This is a genomic window from Azoarcus sp. L1K30, from assembly GCF_018122735.1.
In the GTDB taxonomy this organism is placed as follows: Bacteria; Pseudomonadota; Gammaproteobacteria; order Burkholderiales; family Rhodocyclaceae; genus Parazoarcus.
In genome coordinates this window covers 3,713,475-3,726,330 of record NZ_JAGRRD010000001.1, presented here as the reverse complement: position 1 = coordinate 3,726,330, position 12,856 = coordinate 3,713,475, and the positions used below count along the sequence as shown (strand labels likewise).

At 63.0% G+C, this 12,856-nt stretch carries 14 protein-coding genes and 1 rRNA gene; 10 read left to right on the top strand and 5 right to left on the bottom strand.

The window, feature by feature from the left end:
* Window positions 1-89: 89 nt before the first annotated feature.
* The 9 genes from J5J83_RS17090 (at window position 90) to J5J83_RS17050 (ending at window position 7,189) form a co-directional block, all read left to right on the top strand.
* Entirely contained in the window at window positions 90-557 is a 468-nt protein-coding gene (locus J5J83_RS17090) for a DUF4124 domain-containing protein (protein ID WP_212353353.1), read from the top strand.
* A gap of 52 nt (window positions 558-609) precedes the next feature.
* A complete protein-coding gene (glnL, locus tag J5J83_RS17085) occupies window positions 610-1,677 on the top strand; it encodes a nitrogen regulation protein NR(II) (RefSeq protein WP_212351152.1) in 1,068 nt (355 codons plus the stop codon).
* Between the two features lie 40 nt (window positions 1,678-1,717).
* Complete coding sequence (ntrC, locus tag J5J83_RS17080) at window positions 1,718-3,145, top strand: nitrogen regulation protein NR(I) (protein ID WP_212351151.1); 1,428 nt, start codon at window positions 1,718-1,720, stop codon at window positions 3,143-3,145.
* Window positions 3,146-3,227: 82 nt separating this feature from the next.
* Window positions 3,228-4,037 carry a biotin--[acetyl-CoA-carboxylase] ligase gene (locus J5J83_RS17075; protein ID WP_249115768.1) on the top strand — a complete coding sequence of 270 codons (810 nt, stop codon included), beginning with the start codon at window positions 3,228-3,230 and terminating at the stop codon, window positions 4,035-4,037.
* Window positions 4,034-4,750 carry a type III pantothenate kinase gene (locus J5J83_RS17070; RefSeq protein WP_212351150.1) on the top strand — a complete coding sequence of 239 codons (717 nt, stop codon included), beginning with the start codon at window positions 4,034-4,036 and terminating at the stop codon, window positions 4,748-4,750. The genes J5J83_RS17075 and J5J83_RS17070 overlap by 4 nt, the downstream gene beginning before the upstream one ends.
* 76 nt (window positions 4,751-4,826) lie before the next feature.
* Complete coding sequence (locus J5J83_RS17065) at window positions 4,827-5,537, top strand: SPOR domain-containing protein (RefSeq protein ID WP_212351149.1); 711 nt, start codon at window positions 4,827-4,829, stop codon at window positions 5,535-5,537.
* The gene (coaE, locus tag J5J83_RS17060) at window positions 5,534-6,145 is read left to right on the top strand and encodes a dephospho-CoA kinase (protein WP_212351148.1); all 612 of its coding nucleotides are present in this window, start codon (window positions 5,534-5,536) and stop codon (window positions 6,143-6,145) included. Before J5J83_RS17065 ends, coaE begins: the two co-directional genes overlap by 4 nt.
* Window positions 6,146-6,248: 103 nt before the next feature.
* Window positions 6,249-7,004 carry a cell division protein ZapD gene (zapD, locus tag J5J83_RS17055; RefSeq protein WP_212351147.1) on the top strand — a complete coding sequence of 252 codons (756 nt, stop codon included), beginning with the start codon at window positions 6,249-6,251 and terminating at the stop codon, window positions 7,002-7,004.
* The gene (locus J5J83_RS17050) at window positions 7,001-7,189 is read left to right on the top strand and encodes a DNA gyrase inhibitor YacG (RefSeq protein WP_212351146.1); all 189 of its coding nucleotides are present in this window, start codon (window positions 7,001-7,003) and stop codon (window positions 7,187-7,189) included. Before zapD ends, J5J83_RS17050 begins: the two co-directional genes overlap by 4 nt.
* A gap of 25 nt (window positions 7,190-7,214) precedes the next feature.
* On the opposite strand, the gene J5J83_RS17045 is transcribed toward J5J83_RS17050, so the two are convergent.
* Together J5J83_RS17045 and J5J83_RS17040 are read right to left on the bottom strand one after the other, a co-directional pair.
* Window positions 7,215-8,153 carry a Nudix family hydrolase gene (locus J5J83_RS17045; protein WP_212351145.1) on the bottom strand — a complete coding sequence of 313 codons (939 nt, stop codon included), beginning with the start codon at window positions 8,151-8,153 and terminating at the stop codon, window positions 7,215-7,217.
* Window positions 8,154-8,156: 3 nt separating this feature from the next.
* Window positions 8,157-9,020 (bottom strand): ATP-binding protein, encoded by an 864-nt coding sequence (locus J5J83_RS17040; protein ID WP_212353349.1) that lies wholly within the window; start codon window positions 9,018-9,020, stop codon window positions 8,157-8,159.
* Between the two features lie 202 nt (window positions 9,021-9,222).
* Here J5J83_RS17040 and J5J83_RS17035 point away from each other — a divergent pair, with 202 nt between their 5' ends.
* Window positions 9,223-10,521 (top strand): murein transglycosylase A, encoded by a 1,299-nt coding sequence (locus J5J83_RS17035; protein ID WP_212351144.1) that lies wholly within the window; start codon window positions 9,223-9,225, stop codon window positions 10,519-10,521.
* Between the two features lie 34 nt (window positions 10,522-10,555).
* Here J5J83_RS17035 and J5J83_RS17030 read toward each other — a convergent pair whose 3' ends face one another.
* The 3 genes from J5J83_RS17030 to rrf form a co-directional block, all read right to left on the bottom strand.
* Window positions 10,556-11,278 carry a DsbC family protein gene (locus tag J5J83_RS17030; protein ID WP_212351143.1) on the bottom strand — a complete coding sequence of 241 codons (723 nt, stop codon included), beginning with the start codon at window positions 11,276-11,278 and terminating at the stop codon, window positions 10,556-10,558.
* Window positions 11,279-11,293: 15 nt separating this feature from the next.
* Window positions 11,294-12,457 (bottom strand): UbiH/UbiF family hydroxylase, encoded by a 1,164-nt coding sequence (locus J5J83_RS17025; RefSeq protein ID WP_212351142.1) that lies wholly within the window; start codon window positions 12,455-12,457, stop codon window positions 11,294-11,296.
* A gap of 127 nt (window positions 12,458-12,584) precedes the next feature.
* Window positions 12,585-12,698: ribosomal RNA gene (rrf, locus tag J5J83_RS17020) — 5S ribosomal RNA — on the bottom strand.
* Window positions 12,699-12,856: the final 158 nt, after the last annotated feature.

Below are 12,856 nucleotides of genomic sequence, written 5' to 3'. Positions count from 1 at the left end.
TTTTTTATGGGGTTTAATCCCCGCTCAGGCTGGATCCACGGTGGTCATGCCGCATGACTGCCCTGCAAGGCCAGGAATCCGACAATGTCATGAGTGCCATGCGAAAACTGCCGCTGTACCTTGTTCTTTTGACCGCTCCCCTGGCGCACGCACAGGTCTTCAAATGCGTGGACGACAGCGGGCGGACGACCTATACCAACGACAGGAATCTCGCCCGCGGATGCAAGGCGCTCGATTCCGACCAGACTGTCTCCTCGATACCCGCACCACGGCCATCCACCAGTCAGGCCACGCCATCGAGTTTTCCCCGTGTCACGCCTAACGCACAGCGCGAGCGCGACGACGCACGGCGACAAGTGCTCGAGAAGGAACTCGAAACCGAGGAGAGTGCGCTTGCCGATGCCCGGAAAGCCCTGACCGAGCAGGAGGCGATCCGCCTCGGAGACGAGCGCAATTACCAGAAAGTGCTGGACCGGTTACAGCCCTTCAAGGACAAGGTCGAACTCCACCAGCGCAATGTTGACGCGCTACGCAAGGAAATCTCCGGCCTGCGCTGATTCAGCCTGGCGTGGTTCTTGCGTAGCATTACGCAAACAACTGAAACCACCCATGGCACATCCTTCGCATCTACCCGTCACGGGGCCCTTTGCGGGACTTGAGCTTCTGTCGTCGGCCGTCGTGCTGATCGACGAGCGGCTGATCGTGCGCTACATCAACCCCGGCGCCGAAAATCTTTTCGCCATCAGTCGGCGCAAGCTCGTCGGTCTGCCGTTGATGCGCCTGCTCGGCGAACCTCCCGGTCTCGGAAACGCCCTGCACAATGCCTTGCGCACCAGCTGGAGCTATACCGGGCAGGACCTGAAGATACAACGTTCCGGTACCGAGGCCATTCATCTGGACTGCACCGTCAGCCCGATCGAGGCCGACGGTGTCAGGCTTCTGCTCGAATTCCGCCCCATCGACGCGCAGTTGCGGGTCGCGCGGGAGGAACAGCTGCTGCAGCAACAGCAGGCGAACCGGGAGCTGATCCGCAACCTCGCGCATGAAATCAAGAATCCGCTCGGCGGCATTCGCGGCTCCGCGCAGTTGCTGGAGCGTGAGCTGGCCGACCCCGTGCTGCGCGAATACACCGAAGTAATCATCGCCGAAGCCGATCGACTGCAGGATCTGATGAACCGGCTGCTGACCTCGCACAGCATGATGCGGCCTGCTCAACTCAACATCCATGACGTGCTCGAGCGGGTGCGACGCCTGATCCTGGCCGAGTTCCCCGAGCTGGTCATCCGCCGTGACTACGACACCAGTCTGCCCGAACTCACCGCTGATCGGGAGCAGCTGATCCAGGCCATTCTCAACATCACGCGCAACGCGGCGCAGGCGCTCGATGGTCGCGGCGAAATCAGCCTGCGTACCCGGGTGGCGCGCCAGGTCACGCTGGCGAAGCGCCGCTTCAAGCTGGCACTGGAATTGCAAGTCATCGACAACGGCCCTGGCATTCCAGAAGAGATCAGCGACAAGATCTTCTATCCGCTGGTCTCGGGGCGGGAAGGCGGCAGCGGTCTGGGTCTGTCGCTGGCGCAGAGTTTCATCGAACAGCACCAAGGCATGATCGATGTGGAAAGCCAGCCCGGACGCACCTGTTTCACCATTCTGATTCCGATTACCGAGCGGAGTTGAGCATAAGCCCAGCCGTCCGCACCAAAAAAGTGCATACATTATGAATACCGTCTGGATCATCGATGACGACCGTTCCATCCGCTGGGTGCTGGAGAAAGCGCTCAGTCGCGAGGAGATCAACCATCGCAGCTTCTCCTCGGCCAACGAGGCCCTCGAGGAGCTCGAATCATCCAGCCAGCCACCCAACGTCATGCTGTCGGACATCCGCATGCCTGGCGAAAGCGGCTTGACGTTGCTGCAACGGGTAAAGACGCGCTTCCCGCAGTTGCCGGTCATCATCATGACGGCCTACTCCGATCTCGAGAGTGCGGTGTCGGCGTTTCAGGGCGGTGCCTTTGAATACCTACCGAAGCCATTTGACGTCGATCAGGCGGTCGCGCTCGTTCGCCGTGCGCTCGAGCAAAGTCCGCACCAAGAAGGTGCGATCGAGGAGACCACGGTCGCACCCGAGATTCTCGGTCAGGCCCCATCCATGCAGGAAGTCTTTCGCGCCATCGGCCGATTGGCGCAGTCGCATGCCACGGTGATGATCAATGGCGAGTCGGGCACCGGCAAGGAACTCGTGGCTCGGGCTCTCCACCGCCACAGCCCGCGCCGCGATGCGCCCTTCATCGCGATCAACACGGCCGCCATTCCGCGCGACCTGCTCGAATCAGAACTGTTCGGTCATGAGCGGGGCGCCTTTACCGGTGCAGCCACGCAGCGCCGCGGCCGCTTCGAACAGGCCGCCGACGGCACGCTGTTCCTCGATGAAATCGGCGACATGCCCTCCGAGCTGCAGACGCGCCTGCTGCGCGTCCTGTCGGATGGCAATTTCTACCGGGTTGGTGGTCATCAACCGATTCGCGCCAACGTACGCGTCATCGCCGCCACCCATCAGGATCTCGAGGAGCGCGTGCGACAAGGCCTGTTCCGCGAAGATCTCTTTCACCGTCTCAACGTGATCCGTCTTCGCCTGCCGCCGCTGCGCGAGCGACGTGAAGATGTCCCCATTCTGGTGCGCCACTTCCTGCAGCGAAGCGCGCAGGAACTGAGCGTCGAAACCAAACGCATTTCCGAGGCCGCGCTCAAGTACCTTCAGGCGCTGCCGTTCCCGGGCAACGTTCGCCAGCTCGAGAACCTGTGCCACTGGCTGACCGTCATGGCGCCTGGCCAGATCGTCGAGGTGGCTGACCTGCCGCCCGAGATGCGCGATCAGCCCATGCGTGAATCTCCAGTCAATTGGACAGACGGTCTCGGAGTAGAAGCGGATCGCCTGATCGCCACCACGCCCGGCGAAGTCTTCGACCGCCTGACCAAGGAGTTCGAGCGCACGCTCATCCGGCGCGCACTGACGGCCACGGGCGGACGCCGCATCGAGGCGGCTCAACTGCTCGGCATCGGTCGCAACACCATCACGCGAAAGATCCAGGAGCTGGGCATGGACGACGATCGCGCCACGACACACGACGGTAATCACGACACCTGAGCACGCTGGCGAGGCGAAGTTCTCGTCGATAAACGCCGGATGAAGGATAATCCCCGGAAAAACGCCACCCGGGATTATCCGCTTGAGCTCGTTCCCTGCCCCTCCTCCCTTCGACCTGACCGCCGTCAGCACTGCGCTGGGTCCGCTCGCATCCGCGTTCTCACTGCGCTGGTTGGAGACCTGCGCGTCGACGAACGCCGAATTGATGACGCACACGCCGGCTGACGACGGCCAGGTTCACGTGCTGATCGCCGGCGCCCAGACCGCGGGGCGCGGCCGACGCGGTCGTCAATGGCAATCGTGGCCCGGCCACAGCCTGACCTTTTCCGCCCTGTGGCGATTCGACCCTGGTGTGCCTGCCCCTGCCGGCCTGTCATTGGTGGTCGGGCTCGCCCTGGCCATCACGCTGGAAAAGCTCGGGGTTCACGGCGTACAGTTGAAATGGCCGAACGATGTGCTGGTACACGGGCGCAAGCTTGCGGGCATTCTGATCGAGCTTTTGCCGGGCAGAGGCCCTACCCCGGCCGCCGTCATTGGCATTGGCATCAACCTGCAGCTGCCGCCGGACGTGTCGATTCCCGAGCAGGCCGGCGTCACCGACCTCGCAGCCGAACTGGGCACACCGCCCAGGCAGGAAACGATGCTCGCTGCAGTCCTGGGCGAATTGCACAAGCTGCTCGACACCTATGCGGCAGCCGGTTTTGACGCGTTGCGCGGCGCTTGGCAACAGCGCAATGCCTTTGCCGGACTACCGGTCCGGATCAGCGGCGAGGGCAAGGACATCACCGGCATTTGCCTCGGCGCGGATGAAGACGGCGCCTTGCTGATCCGCACAGACCACGAAGTGAGCCGCATCCTGTCGGGTGAAGTATCGTTGAGGCCCGTCACATGATCCTGCTCATCGATGCGGGAAACACACGGATCAAATGGCGACTGGCAGGACCCGGCAACACGACCGAAGGCGCGAGCGAACACGATCAGCTCGCGCGCCTGGACGCCTTGCTCGAGCGCTGCCCCGACATCGAGCGCCTGTTCGGCGCAAACGTCGCGGGTCCGGGCGTCGCCGCACGCATCGCGGAAATGGCGGCACAGCGCGGGCTCGAACTCGAATGGCTGCGGCCGGATGCTTCGCGCTGCGGCGTGCGCAATCTCTACCATCAGCCCACCCAGCTCGGCGCGGACCGGTGGGCTGCACTGATCGGCGCCCGTGCACGTCACCCCGGTGCCTGTGTCGTCGTCATGGCAGGCACTGCCACGACTATCGACCTCCTCGATGCGACGGGTGACTTTCTCGGCGGCCTGATCCTGCCCGGCGTGGAATTGATGCAGCGCGCGCTGGCGTCGAACACGGCCCAGTTGCCGCTACTGGCCGGTCACTTCAGCGACACCCCGCGCAATACCGCCGACGCGATACTCTCCGGTTGCCTGCAGGCGCAGGCCGGCGCGGTAGAACGCATGTTCAGTCACATCGAAACCTCGCCGCACGCATGCTGCCTGCTCGGCGGTGGCGCGGCTGACGCATTTGCCGACCTGTTGAGCGTGCCAGTGCAAAGGGTGGACAATCTCGTGCTGGACGGCCTGGCCCGTATCGCCGACGACGCTTAGGATTCGGTACCGCCACCCGGAACACGATGCGCGGGCGAGCTTCTGCGGTAAAGTGCCGATCAGGTATGCTTCATCCATGACAATGCTGCGTTTTCTGCTGATCCTGCTGCTCGTTCTCAACGCACTCGCCTTTGGTGCGATCAAGGGCTGGTTCGGCTTTGCGCCCCCGGATGGCGAACCGGAGCGCATCTCGAACCAGTTGCATCCCGAGCGCATCAAGCTGCTCGATGCAGGCACTGCAAACGGTGCGCCACTGCCGACACCGCGCCAGTCCCCCGCCGAACCCCTTCCAACCGTCGCCCCCGCAACATCGAGCACAACGGAAGCCGATGCCGCTGCGGCACCGGACCGGCTTTGCCTGGTCTGGTCCGGGCTCAATGAATCGGACGCGGACCGCCTGAGCGCCCGATTGACCGCTGCCGGCATCACGCCGTCGCAAACCAGCAGCGAGACACCGAGCTCGTGGTGGGTGCGCATTCCCCCGCTGGGAAGTCGCGACGCTGCGGAACGCAGGGTCAAGGAATTGCGCGCGCAGGGCGTGTCCGATCTTTTCATCGTGCAGGACGCGGGGCCCAACCAGTTTGCCATCTCGCTCGGCCTGTTCAAGACCGAAGCGTCCTCCAACCAACACCTTGCGCAGATGCGGGCGAAAGGCGTTCGCGGCGCCAGCATTGCGATTCGGTCAACTGTTGATTACCGGATCGAAGTCACGGACGAACGCGCTGCCCTGACCGCCATCATCGCCAATGATGCGCTCGCCCAGCATCGGAATCCATGTTCGCCATGAGTCGGGAAGATCCCGTGACCATCGGCCTGACGGGTGGAATCGGCAGCGGCAAGAGCGCAGTCGCATCGCGCTTTGCCGCTCATGGTATCGCCATCGTGGATACCGATCAGATTGCGCACACGCTCACCGGCCCTGACGGCGCGGCAATCCCGCTGATACGCGAAGCCTTTGGCAAAGACATGATCGCTGCCGACGGACGGCTCGACCGCGCCCGCATGCGCACGCTGGTGTTTGCCAACCCCGAGGCACGCCAGCAGCTCGAACATATCCTGCACCCGATGATTCGGCTCGAGAGCGAACGTCAATGCGCGACAGCCAGCAGCCCTTACGTCATCCTCGCCGTTCCGTTGCTGATTGAATCGGGCGCCTATCGCGAACGCTGTAGCCGGATCTGCGTGGTGGACTGTCCGCCGTCGCTTCAGATCGAGCGGGTTCGCGCACGCAACGGCCTGTCCGTCGAGGAGGTGGAAGCCATCATTGCCGCTCAAAGCAGCCGCGAAGCAAGGCTTGCGGCCGCGGATGACGTGATCGATAACAGTTCATCTCTGGAGGCATTGTGGCAACAGGTCGATGCCTTGCATCAGCGCTACCTGTCGCTTGCCGGCTGATGCCGCACTTCCGGCAAACCGGTGCTTTGCGCCGAGCATGTTCGACCCCTGTGCTATCATCGTCCGCTAACCCGGTACTTACACCAGCCTTCGGAACGTGTGCGTGATCAGTTACGAATATCCTCTCAATGAGCGTATCCGCACCCTGCTGCGCCTCGAGGACCTGTTTCGCAAGCATGCTCATTTCTGCAGCGGAGATGCTCCGCTCGACCACCACGCCGGCCTGCTCGGGTTGTTCGAAATCCTCGAAGTCGCCGGACGCGCTGATCTCAAGGTCGACCTCGTGCAGGAACTCGAACGCCAGCGCCAGATACTGATCTCGTTTCGCAACAATCCGGAAATCTCCGAAGAAGCACTCTCTGGCGCCCTTTACGAGATCGAGCAGGCCTCTTCCGGCCTTCTGGCCATGGCAGGCAAAATCGGGCAGTACCTGCGCGAAAATGAGTGGTTGATGAGCATTCGCAGTCGGGCCGCGATTCCCGGTGGGGTGTGCCAGTTCGACCTTCCCTCCTACCACTTTTGGCTCAGTGGAGACGCAGAGGTGCGCAGACGAGACCTCGAAACCTGGGGACGGCCGATGGCGCCAATCCGCGGTGGCCTGGAGATCGTGCTGCGCCTGCTGCGCAGCAGCGGCCGTCCGGAGGAACTGCGGGCCAAGGCAGGCACCTTCCAGATGACCATGGCAGGGCGCACCGCGCAGATGCTCAGGATACGGATTCCGAACTCCGAGCCTGTCATTCCGGAGATCAGCGCCAACAAGTACGCCCTCAACATCCGCTTCATGATGCCCGAAACCGTACTCCGCCCGCGCGTAGCCGAGCGCGACACTCCTTTCGAACTGACCTTCTGCAGCCTGTGACCGACGCTCCGCCCCGACTTGTTCGCTGCCCGCAGTGCGGCAAGATGACCGAATGGCGCACCGAGAACCGCTACCGCCCGTTCTGTTCCGAACGCTGCAAACAGCTTGATCTCGGCGCGTGGGCATCGGAAAGCTATCGCGTTCCGGCATCTCCGCCTGACAACGACGAAGATATCACGCCCTGATCAGGATTGCTTCATCAGGATCACATCATGCCCAGCATGTGCGGATGGCGGCGAACCCGTGTGCACCTGCGCTGCGGGCCTCGCGCATGTCGGCATCCCCCATGCCGCCCAGCGCCAGTACGGGCAAGGGTAGCCCGGCGCTTAGCGCCGAGAATGCCTCCCAACCCAGCGGGGCTTGCTCCGGGTGGCTTGCCGTGGCCTTGACCGGCCCCAACAGCGCATAGTCCAGCCCCAGTGCGGCGGCATGCTCCAGTTCGCTTCGCGTGTGGCATGAGGCGCCCACCCAAGGCCGGTCTGGCCGCTGTTCGGTCATCATCAGCCGCCGTGACGATAGATGCACGCCGTCGGCACCCACTGCATCGGCCAGCACTTCGTCGTCGTTGATCAGCACCAGCGCGCCCGCAGCACGCGCGCGCGCCACGACCGCCGCGGCGAAGGCCTGACGTGCGTCTTGCGCCAGCCCCGCCTCGCGCACTTGCACCAGCCGCAGCCCCTGATCCAGCGCACGGTCGAGCGCGGACAGTTGCGCGTCGACACCCATCGTCGCCGCGCAGGTGATACCCATCCTGCGCGGCAGACTCAGCGCCTTCAGGATCGGACCATTGGCCGGCAGCATCGGCCCGCGGTCGACGCCGCCCGGCCGCACCCATGCCAGCGCACTATGCACGTGATCGCTCACCGTTCCGCGCCATTGCGGCACCTCGAAAAAATGCAGCCTGACCTTGGCATGCTCGTAGTCATGTTCGCGCACGAGCCACGGATTGAGGCGCTCGACCTGAATGCCCAGTTCTTCATCGAGCTCTCGCGTCAGCGCGTCCGCGGCCGTCTCGCCCGCCTCCACCTTGCCCCCCGGAAATTCCCAGTAACCCGGATAGAAGGTGCCAGGCGCACGCTGCCCGATGAGAAAGCAGCCGTCCGCACGCGTGATGACGCCCGCCGCGACATCAACGATCTTTCTCGCCATCCTTCAATCCTCGAGCTGGCCGGCGAAATCCCGGGCAAACTGCCAGGCGACTCGTCCCGAACGCGATCCGCGCATCATTGCCCACTGCAGCGCCTCCTGGCGTGCAGATGCCGCCTTGCGCTTCGGAACGCCAAAGGCACGCAGCCAGTGATCCACAATCTCCAGATACGCTTCCTGGCCAAACGGATAGAAAGATATCCACAACCCGAACCGCTCCGACAGCGACACTTTCTCCTCGACTGCCTCGCCGGGGTGTATCTCGCCATCGACATGGCGCACCTGCAGGTTCTCGTCGTGGTACTCGGGCATCAGGTGACGGCGGTTCGAGGTGGCATAGAGCAACACATTGTCTGCTACCGCCGACACCGACCCATCGAGTACGCTCTTGAGCGCCTTGTATGCGCCCTCACCCTCCTCGAACGAGAGATCATCGCAGAACAGGATGAAGCGCTCGGGCCGGCCGACCAGCATGTCCATGATCTCCGGCAGATCGACGAGATCACTCTTGTCGACTTCGATCACGCGCAAGCCCCTGTCGCCATATTCGTTCAGCAAGGCCTTAATCAGCGAGGATTTCCCGGTCCCGCGCGCCCCGGTCAGCAAGACATTGTTGGCCCGCCTGCCGGCCAGGAACTGCCGGGTGTTGCGATCGATGCGAGCCTTCTGATCATCAATATCCTGCAAGTCCTTGAGCCGGATGCCATGCGGAACGGTGACCGGCTGCAGGCTTCCCCTTCCATGCTTGCGCCGCCACAGGAAGGCATGGGCCGCGGACCAGTCGGGCGCCTCCGCCGGCCCCGGCAGTACCCGCTCGAGCCGCTCGAGCACGCGCTCCGCCCTGCCGATCAGGGCACTCAGTTCAGTCATTTCCATCGTCGTCGTCCAATTCATTCCTGCGCCGCGGCCAGGTTGCCCATACGATGATCAGCAGCAGCACCAACGCAAGCAGTGCCTCAAGGAAAATCACCCACATCGCATCCCTCCAGGCGGTCGATCCTGTTTAGCGGCCACCAGTGCCGGCCGCCGGTATACTGCCGGACCTGATGTCCCGAGTTTAACCGATCCCATCATGAGTCCGACGCATCGCATTCTTCCTTCCGCTGTCGTTGCGGTCCTGACGGCCGGCCTGCTGGTGGCGTGCGCATCGCATCCGCCAACGCCGCCGACACCCGCCGTTGGCGCGCACACTGCCGCATGCGCGGCGCCGACACCAATGAGCTGTCCGGCCTGCCCCGCCTGCCCCCCTCCAGCCGCCGCACCCGCGGTGCCGACGCCCGCGCCTGCCGCGTCCGGCGCAAGCCAACCCGGCATGCTCGTTGCCACGGACTGGGCGACGCTGCCAGGCTGGCCTGACGACGATCTCGGGGCCGCATGGCCGGCCTTCGTTGAATCATGCAAGGCGCTCGTGCGCAAGACCGCGTGGAAAACCGCATGCGAATCGGCTGCCGGCATGCACGCCACCATGACCTCACGCGATATCCATTCCTTCTTCGAAAAGCACTTCACCCCGTGGCAATCACTCAACGCCGACGGAACCGACACCGGATTGGTGACCGGTTACTACGAACCGCTGATCAAGGGCAGCCGCACACGCTCCGCGCAAAGCCGGTGGCCGGTATATATGCCACCCGATGACATGATTACTGTCGAGCTGAGCAGCCTCTACCCCGAGCTCAAGTCGCTCCGCTTGCGCGGCCGGCTGGTCGGGAACAGCGTTGTCCCCTACTGGACACGAGCCGAAATCGAACAGCAGCCGGATCGCCTTGCCGGCAAGGTGCTGTTGTGGGCGGACGATCCGATCGATCTCTTCTTCCTGCAGGTGCAGGGATCCGGGCGCGTCAAGCTCCCGGACGGCAGCCTGGTCAGGATCGGCTATGCCGACCAGAACGGTCATCCCTACCAATCGATCGGGCGCTGGCTCGTCAGTCAGGGGCAGTTACCGCTGGAACGCGCGTCGATGGAAGGCATCCGGCAGTGGGCACGAGACAATCCTGCGCGCCTGTCGGAGTTGCTCAACACCAATCCGAGCTACGTCTTCTTTCGCGAGCTGCCTGCGAGCGGCGGCCCCACTGGTGCGCTCGGCGTCGCGCTCACCGATGAACGCAGCATCGCCATCGATCCCACCGTCGTTCCGCTGGGCGCACCGGTTTTTCTCGCCACCACCTGGCCCAATAGCACCCGCCCGCTGAACCGACTGGTCCTCGCTCAGGACACCGGTAGTGCAATCAAGGGCCCGGTTCGGGCTGACTATTTCTGGGGCTTCGGGGCAGATGCAGGGGCCCAGGCCGGAAAGATGCGTCAGCAGGGCCGCATGTGGATCCTGCTGCCCAAGGGCGTGAGCCCGGGCAACGCCCTGGCCCGGAACTGAGCACAGGGGGACAGCGCCGGCCGCCCCCCATGACTTACTTGACCGCGATCGACGCGATGGCCTTCTCTAGCTCGGCTGCAGGAACGTAACCACCGATACGACTGCCGTCCGACAGGAAAATAGTCGGCGTGCCATTGATCCGGAGCTTCTGGCCAAGCGCGACGTTGCGATCGATTGCCCCCGCCTCGCATTCGGCCGTTGCCGGCACCTTGGCATCCACGATCCAGTCATTCCATGACTTGGCCCTGTCCTTGGCACACCAGATATCACGGGACTTCGTCGTTGAATCCGGACTCAGGATCGGATACAGGAAGGTATAGATCGTCACGTCCTTCATCTGCGCAAGCTCCTTCCCCAGACGCTTGCAATAGCCACAATTGGGATCCTCGAAGGTTGCGATCACACGCTTGCCATTGCCCTTGACGTGCTTGATGGCCTGGTCAAGCGGCAACGACGTGAAATCGATCGCAGACAGCTGATTCAGTCTCAACTGGGTCATGTCGCGTCGAGTCTGGGCGTCTATCACCCGGCCGTCGATGACAAAACTCACCTTGTCATCGGTGTACACCAGCTCGCCGCTCTTGAGTACCACTTCGTAAAGCCCGCCATACGGCGTCCGCGTCACGGTCTCCACCGCAGGTCCGCCAATAAACGCCTCCATGCTCTTGCGCACCGAACTCTCGTCGGCATGCGCGCCAATGGAAAACAATGACAGGCTCAGCGCCAACACTCGGCCGTAGCCGGAAACAAAGGACATCAGGATCTCCAGGAATTAAAGCTTTCCGCTCACCGCATAGCGGGTGAGCGCGTTGGTTATGACCGGCAACCGATCGGTGAGGTTCATCCCGACGTTACGAAGCAGGGCTGCAGCGGGGTGCCGGCTCGAGAAGAGACGATTCAGCCCGTGCGTCGCATATTGCAGTACGAAGGGCTCCTCCGCGCGGGCGCGCGCGTAGCGCCTGAGTAGCGCATGATCGCCCGCCCCCTGCCAAGGCTTCAATCCGCACAGCAACGCCGCCAGTTCCTTCGCATCCTGAAATCCCAGATTGATGCCATGTCCGGACAAGGGGTGTATCGCATGCGCGGCATCTCCGATCAGAGCAACGCGCATACCGATCATGCTATCCACGCGCATCAGCCGTAGCGGGAATGCGGCACGGGGCGTCTCGAGCGTCATGGCCCCCAGCGCCTGGCCGCCCGCAGCCGCCACCCGTTCGCAAAAGGTCGAATCGTCGGAGGACAAGAGGTCAGCGGCCACATCGTCAGGCGCCGACCACACGATCGAAACCAGCTTGTCGGGCAAAGGCAGCCAGGCAAGCACGCCATCCTCACGAAACCACTGAAACGCGGTGCCCCGGTGCGCCTGCTCACAGCGCAGGTTGGCCACGACACCTCTTTCACCATAGGGCGTCACACTCGACCCGATGCCGGCCAGCTCACGCACCCTGGAGTCGCGCCCGTCCGCACCGACCACCAGATCCGCGCACAGGCTACGCCCGTCTTCAAGCACCAGAGCGGCCCCTTCCTCCGTGAGCACCATGTCCTTGAGTTGCGCCGGGGCGAAGACCATAACGTTGTGCTGACGCCTGAGGCTCTCCCACAACTCGCAGTGGATCAAGCTGGACTCACCAATCCAGGCCAATTCGGCAAGCCCGCTCTGGTAGGCAGAAAACTGCAATGCCCCATTCCGGTCGCCCCTTACGTCCATGCGCTCAACCGCACACAAGCGGTCGTGATCGAGGCGCTCCCAGATGCCGAGCTCACGCAGAAAGGCCGCATTTGCAGGACTATAGGCATAGACACGCTGGTCCCAGCCCTGCGCATGACGGGGCGCGGCCGCCTCCACCAACGCAATGGAAAGGCGGCTCTTTCGCAGTGCAACGGCAAGCGCCGCACCCGCGAGTCCGCCGCCAACTATGATCAGATCGAATTTCATGCCGTTCGCCATACACTCCGAGCCCATGATTCTGCACGATGACGGATACGAGGTCACGACTGAGTTCTGCTCCCATAAAGCAAGAAACCCCTTCAGCGATCAGCTGAAGGGGTTAAGCGTGGGGTTAGTCTGACGATGACCTACTTTCACGAGAGCGAATCTCACTATCATCGGCGCGGTCTGGTTTCACGGTCCTGTTCGGGATGGGAAGGGGTGGGACCCAGACGCTATGGTCGTCAGACTATGACTTGTCACCTGCGTGTGGCAGGGCAAAGCGAGAAGAAGTAATGATTGGGTGTTGTGATTGCGTTGGTGATTCACGGCTGTTGAGGCCGTTGAATCAGAACGAGTATCGACTGTGTGTGTAAGGTTATAGGATCAAGCCTCACGGGCAATTAG

Coding starts and splice junctions, on each gene's coding strand:
- J5J83_RS17030 (WP_212351143.1), bottom strand. CDS start 11,278: ATGTCCTTTGTTTCCGGCTACGGCCGAGTGTTGGCGCTGAGCCTGTCA.
- glnL (WP_212351152.1), top strand. CDS start 610: ATGGCACATCCTTCGCATCTACCCGTCACGGGGCCCTTTGCGGGACTT.
- ntrC (WP_212351151.1), top strand. CDS start 1,718: ATGAATACCGTCTGGATCATCGATGACGACCGTTCCATCCGCTGGGTG.
- J5J83_RS17040 (WP_212353349.1), bottom strand. CDS start 9,020: ATGACTGAACTGAGTGCCCTGATCGGCAGGGCGGAGCGCGTGCTCGAG.
- J5J83_RS17090 (WP_212353353.1), top strand. CDS start 90: ATGAGTGCCATGCGAAAACTGCCGCTGTACCTTGTTCTTTTGACCGCT.
- coaE (WP_212351148.1), top strand. CDS start 5,534: ATGAGTCGGGAAGATCCCGTGACCATCGGCCTGACGGGTGGAATCGGC.
- J5J83_RS17035 (WP_212351144.1), top strand. CDS start 9,223: ATGAGTCCGACGCATCGCATTCTTCCTTCCGCTGTCGTTGCGGTCCTG.
- J5J83_RS17025 (WP_212351142.1), bottom strand. CDS start 12,457: ATGAAATTCGATCTGATCATAGTTGGCGGCGGACTCGCGGGTGCGGCG.
- J5J83_RS17045 (WP_212351145.1), bottom strand. CDS start 8,153: ATGGCGAGAAAGATCGTTGATGTCGCGGCGGGCGTCATCACGCGTGCG.
- J5J83_RS17065 (WP_212351149.1), top strand. CDS start 4,827: ATGACAATGCTGCGTTTTCTGCTGATCCTGCTGCTCGTTCTCAACGCA.
- J5J83_RS17070 (WP_212351150.1), top strand. CDS start 4,034: ATGATCCTGCTCATCGATGCGGGAAACACACGGATCAAATGGCGACTG.